This window comes from Pseudomonadota bacterium (assembly GCA_018823135.1).
GTDB lineage: Bacteria > Desulfobacterota > Desulfobulbia > Desulfobulbales > CALZHT01 > JAHJJF01.
Window position 1 is genome coordinate 1 of the sequence record JAHJJF010000103.1, and the last position, 21146, is coordinate 21146.

The 21146-nt window shown below is 54.6% G+C and carries 19 protein-coding genes and 1 pseudogene; 8 read left to right on the forward strand and 12 right to left on the reverse strand.

Annotated features, from left to right (window positions below; genetic code table 11):
- Both KKE17_11440 and KKE17_11445 read left to right on the forward strand, forming a co-directional pair.
- Nucleotides 1-1364: helix-hairpin-helix domain-containing protein (locus tag KKE17_11440; protein ID MBU1710608.1), on the forward strand; the 1364-nt coding region annotated here is incomplete at its 5' end.
- 367 nt (nucleotides 1365-1731) lie between these two features.
- Nucleotides 1732-2658 (forward strand): HD domain-containing protein, encoded by a 927-nt coding sequence (locus KKE17_11445; GenBank protein MBU1710609.1) that lies wholly within the window; start codon nucleotides 1732-1734, stop codon nucleotides 2656-2658.
- Nucleotides 2659-2700: 42 nt separating this feature from the next.
- Here KKE17_11445 and KKE17_11450 read toward each other — a convergent pair whose 3' ends face one another.
- The 5 genes from KKE17_11450 to KKE17_11470 all read right to left on the reverse strand — a co-directional run bounded on the left by KKE17_11450 (nucleotide 2701) and on the right by KKE17_11470 (nucleotide 6727).
- The gene (locus KKE17_11450; GenBank protein MBU1710610.1) at nucleotides 2701-3537 is read right to left on the reverse strand and encodes a GntR family transcriptional regulator; all 837 of its coding nucleotides are present in this window, start codon (nucleotides 3535-3537) and stop codon (nucleotides 2701-2703) included.
- A 71-nt stretch (nucleotides 3538-3608) separates the two neighbouring features.
- Nucleotides 3609-3821: a YwbE family protein gene (locus KKE17_11455; GenBank protein ID MBU1710611.1), complete on the reverse strand. Its 213-nt coding sequence runs from the start codon at nucleotides 3819-3821 to the stop codon at nucleotides 3609-3611.
- Nucleotides 3822-3826: 5 nt separating this feature from the next.
- Entirely contained in the window at nucleotides 3827-4822 is a 996-nt protein-coding gene (locus KKE17_11460) for a serine/threonine protein kinase (protein ID MBU1710612.1), read from the reverse strand.
- A 111-nt stretch (nucleotides 4823-4933) separates the two neighbouring features.
- A complete protein-coding gene (locus KKE17_11465) occupies nucleotides 4934-5617 on the reverse strand; it encodes a spermidine synthase (GenBank protein ID MBU1710613.1) in 684 nt (227 codons plus the stop codon).
- Between the two features lie 174 nt (nucleotides 5618-5791).
- The gene (locus KKE17_11470; GenBank protein MBU1710614.1) at nucleotides 5792-6727 is read right to left on the reverse strand and encodes a tRNA-dihydrouridine synthase family protein; all 936 of its coding nucleotides are present in this window, start codon (nucleotides 6725-6727) and stop codon (nucleotides 5792-5794) included.
- A 282-nt stretch (nucleotides 6728-7009) separates the two neighbouring features.
- On the opposite strand from KKE17_11470, the gene KKE17_11475 reads away from it, so the two are divergent.
- A complete protein-coding gene (locus tag KKE17_11475; GenBank protein ID MBU1710615.1) occupies nucleotides 7010-7915 on the forward strand; it encodes a radical SAM protein in 906 nt (301 codons plus the stop codon).
- A gap of 186 nt (nucleotides 7916-8101) precedes the next feature.
- On the opposite strand, the gene KKE17_11480 is transcribed toward KKE17_11475, so the two are convergent.
- Together KKE17_11480 and KKE17_11485 are read right to left on the reverse strand one after the other, a co-directional pair.
- Nucleotides 8102-9436: a hypothetical protein gene (locus KKE17_11480; GenBank protein ID MBU1710616.1), complete on the reverse strand. Its 1335-nt coding sequence runs from the start codon at nucleotides 9434-9436 to the stop codon at nucleotides 8102-8104.
- 44 nt (nucleotides 9437-9480) lie between these two features.
- Complete coding sequence (locus KKE17_11485) at nucleotides 9481-10431, reverse strand: SPASM domain-containing protein (protein MBU1710617.1); 951 nt, start codon at nucleotides 10429-10431, stop codon at nucleotides 9481-9483.
- Between the two features lie 143 nt (nucleotides 10432-10574).
- Here KKE17_11485 and KKE17_11490 point away from each other — a divergent pair, with 143 nt between their 5' ends.
- The 5 genes and pseudogenes from KKE17_11490 (at nucleotide 10575) to KKE17_11510 (ending at nucleotide 15678) form a co-directional block, all read left to right on the forward strand.
- The gene (locus tag KKE17_11490; protein MBU1710618.1) at nucleotides 10575-10850 is read left to right on the forward strand and encodes a hypothetical protein; all 276 of its coding nucleotides are present in this window, start codon (nucleotides 10575-10577) and stop codon (nucleotides 10848-10850) included.
- A 99-nt stretch (nucleotides 10851-10949) separates the two neighbouring features.
- Nucleotides 10950-12425, forward strand: coding sequence for an efflux transporter outer membrane subunit (locus KKE17_11495; protein MBU1710619.1), 1476 nt, complete (start codon nucleotides 10950-10952; stop codon nucleotides 12423-12425).
- Nucleotides 12426-12430: 5 nt separating this feature from the next.
- Nucleotides 12431-13738 (forward strand): efflux RND transporter periplasmic adaptor subunit, encoded by a 1308-nt coding sequence (locus KKE17_11500; GenBank protein ID MBU1710620.1) that lies wholly within the window; start codon nucleotides 12431-12433, stop codon nucleotides 13736-13738.
- A complete protein-coding gene (locus KKE17_11505; GenBank protein ID MBU1710621.1) occupies nucleotides 13735-14466 on the forward strand; it encodes an ABC transporter ATP-binding protein in 732 nt (243 codons plus the stop codon). The genes KKE17_11500 and KKE17_11505 overlap by 4 nt, the downstream gene beginning before the upstream one ends.
- Nucleotides 14466-15678 (forward strand): annotated as a pseudogene (locus tag KKE17_11510) (ABC transporter permease). The gene KKE17_11505 and the pseudogene KKE17_11510 overlap by 1 nt, the downstream one beginning before the upstream one ends.
- 127 nt (nucleotides 15679-15805) lie before the next feature.
- Here the strand turns inward: KKE17_11510 and KKE17_11515 are convergent.
- From KKE17_11515 to KKE17_11535, 5 genes are all read right to left on the reverse strand, one after another.
- A complete protein-coding gene (locus KKE17_11515) occupies nucleotides 15806-17224 on the reverse strand; it encodes a DEAD/DEAH box helicase (protein ID MBU1710622.1) in 1419 nt (472 codons plus the stop codon).
- 29 nt (nucleotides 17225-17253) lie between these two features.
- Nucleotides 17254-18843 (reverse strand): dehydrogenase, encoded by a 1590-nt coding sequence (locus KKE17_11520; protein MBU1710623.1) that lies wholly within the window; start codon nucleotides 18841-18843, stop codon nucleotides 17254-17256.
- Between the two features lie 359 nt (nucleotides 18844-19202).
- The gene (locus KKE17_11525) at nucleotides 19203-19475 is read right to left on the reverse strand and encodes a hypothetical protein (GenBank protein ID MBU1710624.1); all 273 of its coding nucleotides are present in this window, start codon (nucleotides 19473-19475) and stop codon (nucleotides 19203-19205) included.
- A 227-nt stretch (nucleotides 19476-19702) separates the two neighbouring features.
- Nucleotides 19703-20521 carry a nitroreductase family protein gene (locus KKE17_11530; GenBank protein MBU1710625.1) on the reverse strand — a complete coding sequence of 273 codons (819 nt, stop codon included), beginning with the start codon at nucleotides 20519-20521 and terminating at the stop codon, nucleotides 19703-19705.
- Nucleotides 20522-20643: 122 nt separating this feature from the next.
- The gene (locus KKE17_11535) at nucleotides 20644-21105 is read right to left on the reverse strand and encodes a response regulator (GenBank protein MBU1710626.1); all 462 of its coding nucleotides are present in this window, start codon (nucleotides 21103-21105) and stop codon (nucleotides 20644-20646) included.
- Nucleotides 21106-21146: the final 41 nt, after the last annotated feature.

Consider the following 21146-nt stretch of genomic DNA (forward strand, 5'->3'; position numbering starts at 1 on the left):
AAAACGAAGCAGGCCGACAGGTTGCCCTGGCGGTGGAAGATTCGTACAAAAGACTGCTGGGGCCATCCCTTGAAAATGACCTGCGCAACGCCTTGAAAGAGCGTGCCGACGGCGAAGCCATCCGGGTCTTTGCCGAGAATCTGCGCGGCCTCCTGCTGGCGCCCCCCATGGGCCAGAAAAGAGTCATGGCCCTGGATCCGGGATTTCGCACCGGCGCCAAACTGGTCTGCCTGGATGCCCAGGGCAAATTGCTGCATTTCACCACCATCTACCCCACACTTTCCGCTCAGAAGATCATTGATGCCGACAGAATAGTGAGAGAGCTCTGTAACAAATACAGGATCGAGGCCATTGCCATCGGCAACGGCACGGCAGGCCGTGAAACCGAAACCTTTGTGCGCGCCCTGCAATTGCCAGGGGATATAATGATAACCATGGTGGATGAAAGCGGTGCATCCATCTATTCCGCTTCAGAAACCGCCAGGGCGGAATTCCCGGATCATGACCTGACGGTGCGCGGCGCAGTCTCCATCGGCCGTCGCCTGCAGGACCCGCTGGCCGAACTGGTGAAACTCGACCCCAAGGCCATTGGCGTCGGCCAATACCAGCACGATGTCAATCAGGCGGCGCTGAAAAAAGGTCTTGAAGATGTAGTGGAAAGTTGCGTCAACAGTGTGGGAGTGGAAGTCAATACCGCGAGCCTGGAGCTGCTCACCTATGTTTCCAGCCTGGGACCGGTCCTTGCCGGAAACATCATTGCCTACAGAAATGAAAACGGCCCCTTTGACAGCAGACGGCAATTGCTGAAGGTGCCGCGGCTCGGTGCCAAGGCCTTTGAACAATGCGCCGGATTCTTGCGGATTCAAGGGGCGAAAAACCCCCTTGACTGCAGCGCCGTGCATCCCGAGCAGTACCCCATAGTCGAACAGATGGCCAGGGATACCGGCTGTATGGTTATGGATCTGATCAAAGACGAGGATATCAGAAAACAGATAGATATGAATCGTTACGTCTCGGAGTCAATAGGCCTGCCGACCTTGTCCGACATCATGGCCGAACTTGCCAAACCGGGACGCGACCCCCGGGAGGTATTTGCGGTCTTTGCCTTTGCCAAAGGGATCAACGCCGTGGAAGATCTGCATCCGGGGATGAAACTGCCGGGGATAGTCACCAATGTCACGAAATTCGGGGCCTTTGTCGATATCGGCGTTCACCAGGACGGCCTGATCCACATCAGTCAACTGGCGGACCGCTTTATCAAGGATCCGTCCGAAGTGGTCAAGGTTCGCCAGCAGGTCATGGTCCGGGTGCTTGAAATCGATCTGCCGCGAAAACGCATAGCGCTTTCATTGAGGGATATGTAAACGGGTTGAATAGAGCAGGGGATTTCCACAACCTGGGGCTCGGACATTGCCCGAGGCGATCAGGGCTAAAAATCCTTGGATGCCTTCTTGGTTGCTTTCTTGGTTTTTTTGGCAGCCTTCTTTTCTTTTGGCGACATGGCTGGTTTTTTCTTTTCCGCCTTAACTGCTTTATGTTCTTTACTCATACTTTTAGCTCCTGATAATTAATTGATAATCTTCAGACCAACCATTGAGTGCCCCTTTATCCAACAAGAGAAATGCCAAGGCTGGCGAAGAAAGAAAAGATAGCTTATCATTCCATGCATTAGGTGATCTGCTCCGAACTGATTTACAGAATATCATGAAAAAGAGTGAAATGGAATAATTAATGAATACCCTCCCGCTCCTGATCATAGCCGCAGTAATAACCGGTTCGCTGTTCATCGCAGTCTCGCTGATTCTCCACCTGAAGGCCTCACGGCATATCCCCCACGAACTCTTTTCCAAATGGCGCCTGATGTCCGGGCTGATGTCATTTTTCCTCACCGGCTACCTGCTGTTCCTTATCATCCAGATACTACAGATTAAATTTCCCCTGGAAATTCTCACCTCCAGTGTGTTTCTGGGCGGCGGCCTTTTTGTTCTGGTGATCACCAGGATTACCCTGCGGGCCCTGGAACAGGTTGCAGCCCATGAGCGGGAACTCGAGGGAATCAACAAGGAACTCACACAAACCAATCTCGAACTGGTCCAGGCCTACGACTCAACCATTGCCGGCTGGGGCCACGCCCTGGACCTCAGAGACCGGGAAACTGAGGGGCACAGCCAGCGAGTCGCCTCGCTGACCGGAAAAATTGCCAGAGAAATCGGCATGACTGAAGCAAACCTCGTTCACCTGAACCGGGGCGCCCTGCTTCATGATATAGGCAAAATGGCGATATCCGACAAGGTGCTGTTGAAAAAAGGTGAACTGACTGCGGAGGAACGGCAAATAATGCAGCAACACCCGCTGCACGCCTTCAAGATGCTGTCATCCATAGAATACCTGCAGCCGGCCCTTGATATCCCTTACAGTCACCATGAACGCTGGGACGGCTCAGGATATCCACAGGGACTCAAAGGAAAGGAAATCCCTCTGGGGGCAAGGATCTTTGCCGTTGCCGACACATGGGACGCATTGACCAGCGAACGTCGCTATCACGAAGCATGGCCAATTGAAAAGGCATGCGCGCATATCAAGTCACGCGCCGGTAGCCACTTTGATCCCGAAGTGGTGGAGGTCTTTCTGAAACTGGTCTGCAGCAGTGAGGAATGAAACCTCGACCAGATAGTGCTTACAACCGTCTGCGCCCCGCCCTCATCGTCTGGCAAGCCTGATACCCTTGTCATCCATGGTGATAAGCCTTCTTTTGTAGAGGGCGCCTATGGCCTTTTTAAAGGTCTTCTTGCTGATTCCGAACAGGGCATAGATCTCTTCCGGCGGGGTTTTATCAGTAACCGCAATCCTGCCGCCATGGTCTTTCAAGGTGGCGAGAATGCCTTTCGAAACATCATCAATCTTTTTGTAGCCTGATGGTTGCAGACTCAAGTCAATTTTGAGGTCTTCACGAACTTTTTTTATATACCCCCGAATCTCCTGGCCGATGGAGAGCTTCTGGAACACCTCGTTTTTATAGACCATGCCGAGATGCGCATGGTCGACAATGGCGGTATATCCCAGATCTGACTGGCCATAGATCAAAAGATCCACCTCCTGACCCTCTTCATATTCCGGGGGCTGCAGATCAAGAAATTTATCCAGCTTTGATGATGCGGCGATGCGGTTGGTTTTTTCATCGAGAAAGACATATACCACGTAGGACTTGCCTTCCTCCATTCTGGTCTGCTGCTCTCTCTTTGGCACCAGCAGATCTTTCTGCATCCCCCAGTCCAGGTACGCACCAGATGGAGACTGCGCCTTCACCCGCAATTTGGCAAACCGGCCGACAGTTGCATAGGGTTTCTGGGTGGTTGCCAGGAGACGATCTTCCGCATCTTTATAAACAAAAACCTCAACTTCGTCTCCAGGCTCGCCCCCCCTGGGGATATCCCTTTTCGCCAGGAGAATATCCCCTTCCTCACCACCGTCAAGATGGGCGCCAAAATCCAACATTCTTTTTATCGTGAGCTTATTTATCCTGCCGATCTCTGCCATTTTCTTTCCTTTCAAGCGTTACGCAATAAGTGTCCTGACCCGATTCCATGGTAACTATTTTCAAACTTCTGTCAATCATCCACAGCTTCCGGTGCTGATATTTTTTTAACCCGGCCGACGGCACCGCTTTCCAGGCGGACCTTAATGCCATGAGGATGGGTCGGGGATTTTGTCAGGATATCCTTGACAATTCCCCGGGTGAGCTTTCCTGTGCGCTGATCCTCCTTCAGGACTATGTAAACCGCAGCTCCCGTCTTGATATCCGCCCGCTTTGTGCCATCCATTCCCGTCACCCGCCATTGCCCTTAACAATCAGGTCCAGCTGGTCTGCCAGATCATTCATCTCGGTCTGCCAGTAATGCCTTGAACCGAAATCCGCAGCCACCCTGGTTTCACCGTCCTCGGCAAACTGATGGGCGCACCATGCCGTGTAATGGATAAAGCGCATGGCCCTGAGCGGCTCGATGAGACGCAGGCTGCCGTAATCAAAATCCCTGAACATCTCGTAGCCTTCCAGAAATGCGCCGAGTTCCCTTCGTGATTCCTGCTGATGGCCGGGGAGCAGCATCCAGAAATCCTGCACCGGCGGCCCCACCACCATATCGTCAAAGTCGATGATAAAAAAGGATTCGTCCGGCCGGTAGATGAGATTGGAGAAATGGCAGTCGCCGTGAATACGGATCATCCCGGTTTTATCAAACAGGGGACTGATTTCATTGATAAGGGTGTCAGTGAGGTCTCTGAAGCCGCCCAGCATATCGGCAGGAATGAAGCTGCCTGCGAGGATATAGTCGACCTGCTGCCGGGTTGACCTGTCCGGCGCCATGGTGAGCCGGTCTTTGGGCAGATGCATGGCGCCGACATTATGGGTACGGCCCAGCAGATGCCCCAGTTCCATCCACTGGTCATCATTATATTCATCAAAGCTGCGGCCGCCGGTCTTGGGAAACACCGTGAAATATATGTTTTCATACCTGCCCAGAGTTCCGCCGCCCAGGAGCATGATGGGCGCGATAACCGGAATCTCCTGGCCGGCAAGCTCAAGAAGGAAATCATGCTCATCCTGCAGGGCGTCCTTCGACCAGCGGCCGGGCCGGTAAAACTTGGCAACCAGACCCTTGCCGTCCTCGGCCTGCAGTTCGTAGACCCGGTTGATATAGCTGTTCAAGGGCCGACAAAGATTGGTGCAGCGCCGCCCCAGGGCTTTCTCCACCAGGGTGATCACCCGGTCCGGGGTCAGGCGGTGAAATGCGGTCTGCTGTTTCGATTCTTCGAATATATTCATTTATTGTTCTTCCTTTGTTTTCAAGGATACTCTTAATGACATATCCACTTATATCTATTTTTACTTCAAAAAAAACTGGCAGGATGACTGAACCAGGGAGCTGGCCAGGCGTCACATGGAGGTTTTGCGGGCGATATACACCACATGTCGCCGGCCACCCCGGCCCGGGCGTTGCCGGTTAACCACGAACCTGGCACCTTGCAAACGTTTCTCAAAGGCCTTGTCCGGGTCTTCGGACCAAACCGCAAACACGCCGCCCGCTTTCAAGGCGGAGCTGCTCAGCTCCAGCGCCATATCGCCATACAGGTATTCTCCCCTGCCCCGGTCCCCTTCATAAGGTCCTTCGTAGAGATCGAGGATAATCGCATCAAAGCGATTTTTTTTGCCCTTCATGGCTGCAGAACGAATCACCGAGGCCACATCATCAATCACCACCCTGACCCGCGGGTCGTCAACGGCGCCGCCGGTAAGATGAGCAATGGGTCCCTGACACCATTTAACCATAATCGGGTTCAGCTCAGCTACCACCACCTCGGCATCCGCCGGGAGATTATCCAGGGCGGCCTTCAGGGTAAAACCCATACCCAGGCCACCCACCAGCACCCGGGGACTCTTTATATTCTTCAGGGGCTCACAGGCCAGCTCCGATAAAACTATCTCGGACATATTGGCCGAGGAATTCATCAGCACCCGGCTGTCAATGGTGATCAGAAAATCCTTCTCGCCCCGTTGCCTCAGATCAAGAAGCCCCTCATTGGTATCAATACTGTCAACGGTACGCCATGGTTGAGCCATTTACATTCCTCTTTGTTGGGGTCCGAACAGAAATGACTTCACATTTTCACATCCCTGCTCGGGTCAATCTTCCATCGGCTCTCAATCGCAAGATCCTCAACGTATCGCTGCTACGCCTGCGGTTTCGCTCAATCGAGCCAACGGAATCTTACCCCAATCCGGGCGCGAACTCTGCTAATTTATTTCTGAACTGACCCATGAAAAAGCAGCCAGGAGCTCTGAAAACTCGGCAAGGCGCTTGGTTCTTCTGAGTGTTCGCAACTGTTCTGAAAAACAGGGATCATTGACGTAGCCGAGAACGTCTTTCATTTTAGAGAGTATCTGCTGATCGCCACAGAATAATCCCTGGTAACGGACAAGGAGTTCCTGCAGATATTCCCGCAATTCTGACCCCCTCTTTTCCATTGACGAGGTGGCCGGATAATTACCTCGCAGCCTTTCAAAGAGCAGTGGGTCAGCTATGGCGCCGCGCCCCAGCATCAGGCCGGCAGCGCCGGTTTGACTTACCCGGTCTCCGTCAGCCGCGCTATATATGTCACCGTTGGCAATAACCGGCAACGAAGTTTTCCTGACCACGGCGGCGGTGACCGCGTGATCCGCGAGACCGCTGAAGCGTTGAACCACGGTGCGCGGGTGAACGATGAGGAAATCAATGCCGCAGTCTTCAAACATCGGGATCAGGGACAGCAACTGGGAAGGATCGTCATACCCGGAGCGTATTTTTACTGAAAAGCTGCCGGTTATGATTTTCCGCAGACTCTCCAGCATCAACGGCAGACCGGCAGGATATTTCAGCAGTGAACCGCCTGCGGTATTTTTTGTCATCCGGCCGTAGGGACAGCCAAGATTGATATTCAGGTGCTGTGCACCAAGTTCCTGGACGGTTTCGGCCGCAGCAACCAGATAATCGATGTTACTGCCGATGAGCTGCACCACCAGCGGCGTTGTCTGGCAATCATCGGCAATTTCCCGACGATCGGTGCTGGAGATGCATTTCCGGTTGCTCGACTGAACCCGGACATATTCAGTAAAAACCACATCAGGCCGGACGCGGTTAATAAACACCGCCCGTAACGCCCGGTTGGTCAAACCCTGCATCGGGGCGAGCATCAGTGGCCGGCTCTCCGGCTTCCACGGCAGTTTCACGCTGTAACGTCCTTGCTGATTTTTTCAGATGACAGTAAATTCATGGTAATGCGTCGCCATCATAGCTGAAATAAAGGTATCCGAAAATAGTATTCTTCAGGCTTTGCATTGGGGAAAGATAAACGCCGACTTCGAAAGATAATTCCCCAAGGATACGTTAGAACATGGCTTGTTCCTGCATTTTTAATGCTACCTTTCCCGACTTTCAACTGATTTGGACCGCCTCCAGGAGGATGATTGCAACATATGCGCAAAATAGCTTTCGGATACTCAACCAGATGCAATATTAAATGCGAGCACTGCGTGGCCACTGAAGATCTTCCTGCCGCGACAAAGATGGATCATGACACGGCAAAAGAGATCATTGTCGAGATGGCCCGGGCAGGTGTTGGGGCTTTGAGCTTTTCCGCTGGAGAACCGTTCCTGGATTTCACTGAAATCACCCAACTGGTCAAGCTCTGCAGTGAGCTGGGGATATACACGAGAATTGTCACCAACAGCTTCTGGGCAAAGACCGCTGAAACTGCCGACCAACATATTACCGAACTGAAGGAAAATGGCCTGTGCCAGTTACGCCTGAGTTACTCCCGGTGGCACCAGAAAAATATCAGCCGGGACAATGTCTTACATGCGGCCGGCAGCTGCCGGAAGCTCGGCCTGGATTATTTTATTTCATTTGTTACTGATTTTTCACCGGAAGATGATGCCCATGAGCAGTTTCTGCGTGAGCATAATCTCACCTTCTTCCCCGAACCGGTGATCTATGCAGGCCGGGCGGGTTCTTTCAAACGGCGGAACATTCGCACCGATTACCAGGCAAACTGCTGCACGATGAATCCCTACCTCACTCCGAATCTCGACATGTACGCCTGCTGCGATGCAGGAAGCCATTTTCCGGAAACCAACTTCTTCTACCTTGGCAACCTCAGCGGCAATACCATTGAACAGCTTTTCCCGAAAACTGAAACCGACCGGTTGCACAACCTGATCAGAACCATGGGAATCACCAGTATCGCCTCCTATGCCGGTATCAAGGCCCGTGAGATCATTACCTATAGTAAATGTGAACTGTGCCGGAAGCTGTTCAACTCCCCGGAAATGGTAAGCAGGTTGCGGGCTGAAGTCTCAAAACTGGAAGCCTGGAGCCGATAACCCTCATTCTTTCTGCCCTGCTTTTTCCATATAATATGCATAGCCGCCTTCATAAATCCGCATCTCCCCATGGTCTATACAAAAAACGCGGTTGACCAGGAAGCGCAGAAAATGCCGGTATAGGTAGTGATTGCCTGATCAGCCATTTCAATGATCCGCGGGTCAATGCGGTTCATGAAGTCGCGGTCATGACTGATTATGGAACCTGCCCACAATCCGTTTCAGACGGACATGGGCAACATTGATATCAGCGAGGCAGGCAAAGGCCTTGATTTTCTCAGCATTGGCCAGATCAAAACCGCTGCGCAAAGGGTGCGGCCCCAGCAGGGCGCGGACAAAGGCGCGGTCCAGCCGATCGCCTGGCTCATCAGACTGGTTGGTATCCGACAGGTCATACCAGGCACGGAATTGTGACTCAGCCATTGCCTTGCGTATCTCCTGTTTGAGAGCCATTGTCGCGGCAAAACCGTGCCGGAACAGATCATTTATGCACCAGACATCCAGAAGCTCGGAGGCCCTGGCGCCTGCTTCCGGGCCATCCGGCGGACAATCGGGTTGCTGTTTGGCCAGCAATGATTCCAGACCCAGGGAGATGGTGTCCCGCACCCGTTCGGCAATGTCGGCAATCTGTTTAATGTCATGGGTTTTTTCGCCATAGGCGACAATGGCGCTGTTTATCGCCCAAACAATTTCCTGCTCCAGGCGGGACAGACTTTCCTGGTCAGTAACCAGAGACAGGGCCTGCTGAAGCAGGGTGGTCTCGATCAAGGGGGCGGCATACACCGACGGAATCCGGGTATTGATAATGTCTATGGGCTTCTGCGGCAGGGTCAACGGTTGACTAGCCGGTCGGGAGAAGAGAACTGTGGCCTCGTCCGGTGGCACAAAACCGATATCCTGCATACGGCCGTTGCGGAACCGCAAGGCTTCTTCTTCGATCTGGGTCTGGGTATCCACCCGAACCCCCCGAAGGAGTTGGTGGGCTGCAATGGGATCGTACTGATACAACGCATCCAACACAGCAAAGGGATGGACCTTCAGCGCCACCTCCTCTTTCAACTCCACAATAAAAAAACCATCCGGGGTCATGGCACGGGACATGTCACCCTCTTCCACTTCAGGAACCTGATCAGTATCCGGATCAAACACCGTCATCGTCTGGGTCAGAAAAAGGAGCTGCACCACATAGTCCAGGGAGAAAAAAGTCCTGGCCAGAGTATCCGCCCCGTCCTGCGCAAAAGCAGTCAGCCATTCATCAAGACTTTCCGCTGCAAAATCGTAACGGTTCCAGCAATCCAGATCAATACCGGTCTGCAATTGTTCGTGACTCAACTCAAGAAGGATGGGCAGGGCATGGTCCAGACCGATCTCCCTGACGATATAGTATGCTTCCAGAGGTTCGAGATCTGCGACCTCCTCAGCCAGATCAGTTGCGGCCAGAAGCCGCTCGCCCCGACGGGTCAGAGCACGGGTCAGATCGGCACGGAACGGGGTTAATTCTATGATATTATTATCAGTCATGTTTTCATCTCAGTTGAGTGGTTCAGTTTATGATTGCATTAACTTCACGATGCAACCCTCTGTCTTTTCATTAATTTCTTTGACATCCCCTTTACCCTTTCCTGTACTTGCTGTACGGGAATATTGCGCTGGAAACGCTGCCGGTAGGTGCAGCGCCGGCAAAGAGGATCCTCCAACCGCTGCCGGGCAAAGCCTTCGCGGATCATCACAGCACGGGGGTCGGCAAGAATTTCATCCAGAGCCGCCTGAAAAATATTGCCCAACGGGATATCGCCTTCGGCATCCAGACAGCAGGGCACCACCGTACCGTCCACCAGAATGGCGATATGGTCCCGCAGGCCGCGGCAATATCCGTGCGCCCCCGGTTCCGGAGCCGGGGCATGGGGCCAGGTAAAACGGCGCGCCCGGCTCAAAAAAACCTGCGGTGCCAGAATAATGCCGCGCCCGGTGGAAAAATCCTCGGCAAGGGGCACCGGCATCCCGAAATGATTTTCAAGGCGCTGGAGCACCAGGCTGCCCGTGTCCTGCTTACCCGGAGCTGAATCCTGCTGCTGGTTCCACAGCCGCAGGTTGATGAACAGCTGCGTGGCAGGAACCGCCGCCACAATGAAATCAAAGATCCCGGCCAGATAAGCATCCAGGGCAGCGTCCCCCGACTGTTCAAAACTGTGCAGGGAGATATTGATCTGCCGCAGGGCCGGTTGCCGGAGCAGCATCTCCCGGTGCCGGGAAAGCAGCATGCCGTTGGTGGACAGATTAACCCGCAGACCATATTCCCGGCTCATGGCCAGGAAGGGCTCCAATTCGGGATGGAGCAGCGCCTCGCCGAGGACATGCAGGGAAATATACTCGGTATTGCCGCTGATCTTCCGGAGGATTTCCTCAAAAGCCGCCAATTGCATGAAAGCCTTGGGACGCTTGCCGGGCTCACAGAAACTGCAGGCGAGATTGCAACGGTTGGTGATCTCAATATATATTTTTTTGAACTTTTTCAATGGGGATAAACCAGCCCGACGACAAGGGGCTTCGGAATATAAGTTTGTTTTACTACTGGGACAATAAAAAGCAAGATGAGAACCATCTGCACCAGATACACAGCATCATACCATTTTTTGGGGTATTGAACTAAAGAAAAATCATGGTTTCCACTAAGCTTAAGCCCACAGACAACGCACCCTATCTGATGACAATGCACCGCTGTCTTGATTCAACCCTGCTGATTCTGGCACGAAACCTGCTGTTGCCGGTTATCTTTCTCTTTATTATTCACATAATGATCGGCAATGATGCCATTCTCATCGTAATTCCCCTTTCCGAACTGGTCACCTTTTTTATCTCCATTTACCTGCTGTATAAACATAGTCCGAAAAATCTGATCAATAATGCTGGAGGCCTTGAAATTATCCCGGCGTAATACCTTGCGGCTTCGGCAAATCAGCAGCAACAAAAGCCCGACGCGGATTCCAGAATCGCTATTGACTTGCCTATATCCCTTCTGTATTTTGGGTAACAAATGAAAAATCTCTTTGTTGCCCTGCAAGTATTGCCAGATTACCGCCCTTTCCAGAAGATCACCACCGGCATACTCTGCAGCCTTTTCTTTGTCGCCTGCGCGCCGGTGGGCCCTGATTTCCAGCCCCCTGAGCCGCAGACCCCGGCAAGTTGGCAGAGCGAGCCTGCTGGAGGGCTGTCGGTGGAGGCCCTTGACCCGGCGAATCTGGCCCATTGGTGGACCAACTTCAACGACCCGGTGCTCTCCGACCTCATTGCACGGGCGGTGGACGGCAACCTTGACCTGCAACTGGCCCAGTCCCGTCTGCAGGAGGCCAGGGCCCGCCTGGGGTTAACCAGGGCTGATAATTTTCCAACCCTGGACGCCACCGGCTCTGCTACCCGAAGCCGCAGCCACAGCCAGACCCAGAATCACTTTGCCCTGGGCTTCGATGCAAGCTGGGAACTGGACATCTTCGGCGGACTGCGCCGCACTCTGGAGGCGAGCCAGGCTGACCTTGACGCGGTCAGGGAGGATCTGCGTGATGTTCTTGTCAGTCTGCTGGGCGAGGTGGCAGGCAACTATCTTGAAACCCGCACCTATCAGGCCCGTCTGGCCGCTGCCAACGAAAATCTCAAGCTTCAGGAAGCAACCTTCCAGTTGACCGACTGGCGCTACCAGGCAGGATTGAGCGATGAACTGGCCGTCCAGCAGGCCCGCTACAACCTGGCCAGTACCCGCGCCCAGCTGCCCAACCTGCGAGTCGGCCTGGCAGGAAGTCTCAACCGCCTGGCGGTTCTCACAGGCGAAGAAACAGGGCGAATCCACCAACTCCTGAAAGACCCGGCGCCGATTCCAGCGCCACCGGCAACAGTGGCCGTCGGGGTTCCGGCTGAAACCCTGCGCCAGCGTCCTGATCTGCGGCGCGCCGAACAACAACTGGCAGCGGCCACCGCCCGGATCGGAGTGGCAGTATCCGATCTCTACCCTAAATTCCGATTGAGTGGTTCCATCGGCCTGGAGTCCATAGATTCCGCCGACATCCTCGCCCCTGGCAGCCGCAGCTGGCGCTTCGGCCCTTCTTTTTCCTGGCCGCTTTTTAATGGCGGACAGGTGCGCCGCAACATCGAGATCCAGTCAACCCTGCAGGAACAGAAACTGCTCCAATACCGACGCGTCGTCCTCACCGCCCTGGAAGAGGTGGAAAACGCCCTCATTGCCTATGTCGAGGAGCAGCGCCGCCATGAGGCCCTGGCCGAAGGGGCACAGGCGGCACAGATCGCCGCCGCAGTGGCGCGCGACAAGTACCAGGCCGGCCTGCAGGATTTCTCCACGGTCCTTGACGCCCAACGCTCGCAGCTCTCCTTCGAAGATCAACTGGCCCAGAGCCAGGGGGCGGTCAGCTCCAACATGGTGCGGTTATACAAGGCCATGGGAGGCGGTTGGCAGAATCTGGCCGCTGAACCTTCCGAGACCCTTGTTAAGACAAAGGAATAAATACTATGCACGATAATTCCCCTGAAAAATCCGAGGTTGCCGCAACCCTGGCCCGGACTTCTTCCTCAGGCAGCAGACCCTGGTTGAAACGACTGCTGACGGCGGCCATCATCCTTGCCGTACTGGTGGCAGCGCTTTACTGGTGGCAACGTGACACCCCGACCACTGCCCCTCAATACAAGACCCAGCCAATCCAGCGCGGCGACCTCCAGGTAATTATCACCGCCACCGGTAATCTTGCGCCGGTGAACCAGGTCCAGGTGGGCAGCGAACTTTCCGGCATTGTCAAAAGCGTTGATGTGGACTACAACGACCGTGTCCGGGTCGGCCAGGTTCTGGCCCGACTGGACACCTCAAAACTTGAGGCCCAGGTGCTCCAGTCCCGCGCCAGCCTTGAAGCAACCAGGGCCAAGGTCCTGCAGACCATAGTCACCGTCAAGGAGACCACCCGCAACCTGGAACGTTTGCAGTCGGTAATGGAGATGAGCCAGGGCAAAGCCATATCAAAGCACGACCTGGAAGCGGCCCAGGCCGCCCTTGACCGCGCCAGAGCCGATCAGGCCAGCGCCGAGGCCTCCGTCAACCAGACCGAAGCGGTACTCACCGCCATTGAAACCGATCGCTCAAAAACCGTGATCCGTTCGCCGATCAACGGCGTCGTGCTCAGCCGTTCCGTGGATCCAGGCCAGACCGTGGCCGCTTCCCTGCAGGCGCCGGTACTCTTTTCCCTGGCCGAGGATCTTGCCAAGATGGAACTGCATGTGGACGTAGACGAGGCCGATGTCGGCCAGGTCACAGCCGGCCAGACCGCCACCTTCACGGTGGACGCCTTTCCGGAGCGCAGCTTCCCGGCCAGAACCTCCCAGGTCCGCTACGGTTCCAAAACTGTTGACGGCGTGGTGACTTACGAGACCCTGCTGGATGTCGACAATTCCGACCTCTCCCTGCGGCCGGGGATGACCGCCACTGCAAACATAACAGTCAAGGAGGTGCGTGACGCACTCCTGATTCCCAATGGGGCCCTGCGCTTTACGCCGCCTGCAAAAATCAATGACAGCAACAAGTCCCGTAGCAGCGGCAGTGTCCTGAGCCGACTGTTCCCACGTCCACGGCGTAACGGGCCAACACGCAAGGAAACCACCACCAAAGGTGCTAAGAAAGTTCAGCGGGTCTGGGTAATGCGGGAAGGAGGAGTCCTCACCCCGATCCCGGTCAGCACCGGCGCCACCGACGGCGTCTTTACCGAAATTATTGACAACAGCATGCAACCCGGAGAAGAGCTGGTGGTGGACATCGTCAGCGCCAAGCCATGAACGAACCCAGCGCCACCATAACCGGGACCAAGCCGCCACTCATCGAGCTGCGGGGAGTCAGCAAAATATACGGCACAGGCCTTGCCGCCATGGCCGCCCTGCGGGGCATCGATCTGCGCATCGAGCAGGGCGACTTCGTGGCGATCATGGGCCCCAGCGGCTCCGGCAAGTCCACCTGCATGAATATCCTGGGCTGTCTTGACACCCCCACTGAAGGCGAATATTTCTTCGATGGCGTTGAGGTGGGGAGCGTCGGTCGCGACCAGCGGGCCTTGCTCCGGCGTCATTATCTGGGATTTGTCTTCCAGGGATACAATCTCCTGAACCGCACCTCGGCCCTGGAAAACGTTGAACTGCCGCTGATTTATCGCGGTGTTGCCCGCTCCCAGCGCCGACACCGCGCCCAGGCCGCCCTGGCGGCAGTGGGGCTTTCCGGCTGGGAGAATCATACACCCGGCGAGCTTTCCGGCGGCCAGCAGCAGCGAGTCGCCATTGCCCGGGCCATGGTCACCGAACCCCGGGTACTGCTGGCAGACGAACCCACCGGCAACCTGGATACTGCCCGCAGCCGCGAGGTCATGGAGCTGATCACCACCTTCAATCGTGAACAGGACCTCACCGTACTTATGGTCACCCACGAACCGGATATGGCGGCGTACGCCAGGCGCCAGATCCACTTTCTAGACGGGCTGATCGCAGCCGAGCCGACCCCTGGAGGACACAGCTGATGCTCTGGGAAACCATGCAACTGGCCCAAAGGGAGATCCGCCGCAACGTCCTGCGTTCATCGCTGACCATCCTCGGCATCGTCATCGGCGTGGCAGCGGTAATCGCCCTGGTCACCCTGGGCCGCGGCGCCACCCTGCAGGTTACCCAACAGATCTCCAGCCTGGGCAGCAACCTGCTGCAGGTCAGGGCGGGGCAGCACAGCCACGGTCCGGGCGGCGCCAGTGCCAGTGCCTCGCCCTTCCGCAGCGAAGACGCCGCGGCCATCGCCAACGAGGTTTCAGGGATACGTGCGGTAGCCCCGGTTTCGTCCCGTGGCACCCAGGCCATCTATGGTAATCTGAACTGGGCCACCTCGGTGACCGGCAGCACCAACGGCTATCTTGCGGCCCGCGACTGGCCCCTGCAGTCCGGACGACTCTTCACCGATTCCGAACAGCGCGCCGGCAGCGCCGTCTGCATCCTCGGCGCCACTGTTAAAAAAGAGCTCTTCGGAAATCAGGATCCCCTGGATGCCTCCCTGCGTCTTGAGAAACTCTCCTGCCAGGTGATCGGCGTGCTGGAGGCCAAGGGTCAGTCCAGCTTCGGCAGCGACCAGGACGATTTCATCCTCATCCCACTGCGTACCCTGCAGCGGCGGATTGTCGGCAACAATGATGTCTCGGCCATTTTCATCTCGGTCCGTGACCGTGAGGCCATCGAAAAGGCCAAGGAGAACATCACCAAACTGCTCAGAGAAAGGCGGCGCGTCCCGGTTGGCGAAGATGACAACTTCAGCGTCCGCGACATGCAGGAGATCATGACCACCCTCACCGGCACCACCAGAATTCTCACCACCCTCCTGGGGGCGGTGGCTGCGGTCAGCCTGCTGGTGGGCGGTATCGGCATCATGAATATCATGCTGGTGTCGGTCACCGAGCGGACCCGTGAGATCGGCATCAGACTGGCCATCGGCGCCCTGGGGTCGGAAGTGCTGCTGCAGTTTCTGGTGGAGGCGGTGGTTCTTTCAACCTTCGGCGGGGGTGGTTGGGATTATCCTGGGACTCTCAGGGGCGGCAGTGGCGGCTCATGCGCTGGAAATGCCTTTTGTGATGAGCACGCAGATCGTCATCATCGCCTTTTTCTTCTCGGCGACGGTGGGAGTGGTTTTCGGTTATTTCCCGGCCCGGCAGGCAGCCCGCCTGGATCCCATCGAGGCCCTGCGCCACGAGTAACCGGCACAATCCAACAACGCCCTTTACAACAGGTTGCGCTCTAATGTCGTTCGGTCATCAAGGCTGAACTAGACGATGTGTATGCCCAACACCGTTATTATGAACTTTCATTGTTTGTTTCAAGACATTACCCACGGGTTTTCTTTGTCGTGACACCACGACGCGACTTCAAAAGCCTGGATTTCTTCGCAGAGACAGCGCTACTGTCAGGTCGCTGCCTTCCCCGGACCCTCTGCCCCCCTTTTGATTTATCTGATGCCTGCAACCTGCCACCCCGGCGCGGTTTATTGCTGGCATTTTTAGGGTCGCCACTGGCTTCCAGGATTTCGCCCTGGTTCTCCTCAATCTTTGGCTTTTTCAGTTTTTTAGGTTTCTTGGGGCGCAGCTTCATCTGGCGGGTCAACGGAACAGTATGAGTCGGGATAAAACCGGTCTCAACCTCACGCACCAGAGTCTGGCGGATCAGGGATTCGATTGCGGCAAGCAATGGGGCTTCATCGGCACTGACCAGCGAGATTCCCTCACCCTGCAAACCGGCTCGCCCGGTACGACCGATGCGGTGCACGTAGTCGCCGGGAACCTTGGGCAGATCAAAATTAATCACATGGGGCAATTCACTGATGTCGAGACCACGCGCCGCAATGTCGGTGGCCACCAGGACCCGGAGCTTATTTTCCTTGAAATAGGCCAAAGTGCGGCTACGCTCACTCTGAGTCTTGTCGCCATGGATCGCCGCAGTGGAGATGCCGTCACACGCAAGTTTCCCAACCAGTTGATCAGCGCCTTTCCTGGTCCGGACGAAGACCAGCACCTGCTCCCAGCCTTTATTGCGCAGCAGGTGACTGAGCAGGGCCGGCTTGCGTTTTTTGTCGACCTCATAGACCCACTGCTTGACATTCTTTGCTGCGGAGTTACGGGGGCTGACCTCTATCTGCAGCGGATTCCTAAGGAGATCCTTGGTGAGCGTGCGGATATCGTTGGAAAAGGTGGCCGAGAACAGGAGGTTCTGGCGCTTTTTCGGCAGCAGCGCCAGGATCTTCCGGATATCGCCGATAAAACCCAGGTCCAGCATGCGGTCCGCCTCATCCAGGACCAGGGTCTCCACCTGCGAAAACTTTACGGCATTCTGGCTGAAAAGGTCAAGTAAGCGTCCCGGTGTCGCCACCAGTACATCTAATCCGCCGCGCAGTTTCATCATCTGCGGATTGATCTTCACCCCTCCGTAGACAACGCCCGACTTCAGCGAAAGATGCCTGGAATAAGTAGCAATGCTCTCGGCAACCTGCACCGCAAGCTCACGGGTCGGGGTCAACACCAGGGCACGAATATGATTCCCCTCGACTTTGGGTCCGCCGGCGAGACGCTGCAGCAGGGGCAGGGCAAAACTTGCGGTTTTGCCGGTGCCGGTCTGCGCCGCAGCCATGACATCCCTGCCGGAAAGAACAGCGGGAATCGCCTTGAGCTGGATGGGAGTGGGGATGGAGTAGCCGATTTCATCGATAATCCGAAGAAGGGCTGCGGAAAGTCCGAGAGAAGAAAATAGCATGGGGCCTCGATCACAAATAATCAGTCAGATCATGAATTGTCAGTTTGATGCATCAGGAGGCTATCCACCGCCTTGAGCGCATCCGCGGCAGAACTGGTGATGCCGCCGGTATAGCCTGCGCCCTCGCCTATGGGAAAAAGATTTCTGGTGTTTACTGATTCGAATTGTTCATTACGGGTAATACGCACCGGAGATGAGGTTCTGGTTTCGGCACCTAATAATATGGCCTGGCCGGAAACAAATATCGGCACTTCTTTCTGCCATTGATGAAATGCGTTCATCAGCTCCTCAACAACAAATCCAGGAAAGATCTCTTTCAGATCAGCAGCAACCGCGCCCTGCCTGTAGGAGTTTTCATTCAAGGCGGCAGAACTCCTGCCGCCTAAAAAATCCATCAGATTCTGCGCCGGCACCTGCCAGTTTCCACCGCCCGCCTGAAACGCCTTTTGCTCAATATCCTTCTGAAAATCAATGCCTGCCAGTGGACCGGCAGATTGATAATCAGCGGCATGACAGGTAACCACCAGCGCCGCATTAGAAAATGCCGATGCCCGGCGTGAGTAGCTCATGCCATTAACCACCAGCATCCCTGGCGCCGAGGAGGCATTAAGCACCTCGCCTCCCGGGCACATGCAGAAGGTATAGACCCCCCGCTTGATTATTCGATTGGTATAATTCAAAGAATAGGTGGCAGCCCCCAACCCATGAAAATCCTTATATTTATCGCCATAACGCATCAGATTAATCGTTTCAACCGGATGCTCGATTCGCACTCCCACTGAAATCGGTCGCGGTTCAACCGCAACCCCTTTTTCATGAAGCAACGCAAATGTATCGCGCGCCGAATGTCCCAGGGCAAGATAGATACTTGTTGAGAGATATTCCTTTTCATCATTGATGATAACCCCGGCGGCCTTTCCTGCCGAGATCAGAATATCGGTCATTCTTGAACCGTAATGAATCTCACCGCCTCGCGCCAGGATATGGTTCCGAATATTAGCAACAATTCGGCACAGTACGTCGGTCCCCAGATGAGGCTTACTGATATAGCCTATTTCAGGAGGCGCCCCGAATTTAATAAAAGTCTGCAGGACACGATTCACATAACTCGTATTATAATTCCGTCGGGAAAAAAGCTTGCCATCCGAGTAGGAACCGGCCCCTCCCTCGCCAAACTGGATATTTGATTCGGGATCTATCTGCCCTTCATGAAAAAACCGCTGCACATCAACGGAGCGCGCAGCTATGTTTTTGCCCCGTTCAAAAATTATGGGCTTGATTCCGCGATCGATAAACTCCAGGGCGGCAAACATCCCAGCCGGCCCGAAACCGACGATGATCGGACGGTCTTTGATCTTTGATGCTTTGCTGTTTACTTGAATTGGTTCTGCGTAGACCGGGAACTTCTGCTGGTTTTTAAAGCTGTCATCAATACTGACAACCAGCGAAACTTTGTAAAAAAACTGTTCCTGATTGCTCAGATCAAGTGCTTTGCTGAGGATTTTAGTGATTGCTATCCGCCCTTCGCTTATTTGAAGCTTTTGCGAGGCGGCAGTTAGGTATGCACTCATCCCATCTCTTTCAATGGGAATGAACAAATTATTAATTATCAGATCCAAAGGATCACTCCTGAGTCTATTTTATTCAGGCAATGGCGTGCGGCGGCACAGGGTTGAATGTAAAGGTGAGATGCTCAAAGAAAAAGGAGCCGTAGAAACGGATACACCAACACTTCATTCAACAATTAAACTCCCGCCCTGCTCCCACGTTTTAATTGTTGTTTTAAGCGGCGTTGGATAAGGGAATAACCTGGGGCTGATCCCGTTACTCACAATATTGCATCTTGCCGCCGCAGGAAAGTACCTGCAAGGAGTAAAACCTCAACTCCGAGCACATGAAATGCACCCCAAGAACCACTCTTTCCAGTACCCCTTGAGAGGGATAAAGGCCTTGCTATTCCTGTTCCATCAATAAAAACTTATTTTTTCTTCACTCTTTTTACTAATGGTTTTTTCCTTACAGGAAGCTTGTCAATCTGCACCTGAAGGTGGGTGATCTTCATATTCAAATTGTAGATCGACCTGGTCTGGATCTCGCCGCTTGCCTCTATTGCCAGTCCATCGATAATCTGCTTCGCCTGCTTGATTTTCTTATCCGGTTCCGGCACAAATTTGGCTTTGATCTCCTCTTCAACACCACCGATTATCTTTTCCACCTCTTCCCGACCTTTCCTGAACTGTTCCGTCTTCATAATAGTCCTCTCCGCGTCCCCTGGGACGCTGCTTCCAGCTTGCTTTTTACGATGTTTAACGCAAGCATTACTTACAATGAATGGGCTGAAAGGAAACATTCCTGATGAAAAACATCTTCGCCTCCATGACTGGACAATTTCCTGGCGAATACACCGTCCCGATCAGCCCCTATATCAAGCCTGGCATTGATTACTGCCCTGGATTGACCCCGTTCTTCTATTCTTCTTTACCGGACCACATTCACCAGAGCCGGGCCGCGCTGCACGGTCCGCTGGTATTCCACTGCAGGTTCGCCGAATGCCATGGCAAAGCCGATGAGATGATCTGCCGGAATCCCGAGCCGCTCAATGAGCTCGGGACAGACGGCAAGGGCCATCATGAACATCCCGTCCCACACCGTGCCAACGCCGCGGGCATGGGCCATCAGCTGAAAGGTGGTCAGGGCGATGTGGGTGTCCTGTACCGGGCAGGGGGAGGTTTTCGGCGCACTGGTTATGAGCAGGTGGGGAGCCCCGCGGAAAATGATATCCCTGCCCTCCTCCTGCCACCCCTTGACCGCCGCACCGAGATACTGGCCGACAAAACCTGCCGGAAAACCCCCTTCCGCTTTTTTTTCCGCAAGCCGGGTCATCACCTCCTGCCGCAATCTGTCCATGGCCTGGCCATCCCTGACCACGGTAAACATTACCGCCCGGCTGTTGACGCCGGTGGGGGCGTGGCAGGCGATCTGCAGCAAATCATCGATCAGCTCCGGTGGCAGGTCCCTGCCGGTATAACGGCGCACCGACCTCCGGCCCTTGATCAGTATCTCCAGTTGGGTCGGGTCCGGTAGATTGCCGGACAATTCCGCACTGTCATCAGGATTCCTGCCGAGAATCGACACCGCGCCCGTAGGGCAGATTGCAAGACAGTGCTGGCATTGGTAGCAGCCTTTTTCATTACTCATCTTCGGGAAGTCTTCCATAACTATGACTTCAGCCGGGCAATCAGCGGCGCATTCTCCACACTGGGTACAACGCTCCTCGTCTATAATGAACCGGATCATCACAAAACTCCTTTCTGCGTTGATTTCATCATTACCGGCATGCATTTCTGCGAGTCATCAAACATCGCCTCACCCAAAGACCAAAAGAAGCAGAGATACCGATCTGCCTCCCTATCACCTGTTTATAAAGAATGGTATTTACCGCCCCGGATGAGGCTAAACCGGTGTTTTCGGATACCTGCCTGGAGAGAGTCGATCTGTTCCTGGAGTGCATGGATACTTTTGGGTAATTCAATACAGTGAATTATTCTGTTCAATACTTCATCAATAGAGAACGGCTTGATTAATACAAGCAGCGCCCCGGACTTGATCAGCTTTTCGGTGGCCTGTTCGTGAACAGTCATGACGCAGGTGGGAATTTCCGGATAAAACCGCCGGATATGCTCCATCAGCTCATAACCGTCCATTCTCGGCATGGTCAGATCCGTCAAGACAAAATCCACCCGGTTATCATGAAGGATGACTGTTGCTGCAATGCCATCCGGAGCCGTAAGGACCTGACTTATCCGGGCATGGGCCTGTAAACAATCCCTCAGGGTTTCTCGGGTAATTGGACAGTCTTCAACGATCAACACCGTATACATTGCATTACCGTATCAGTTCCGGAGAGAACAATCAAATGCCA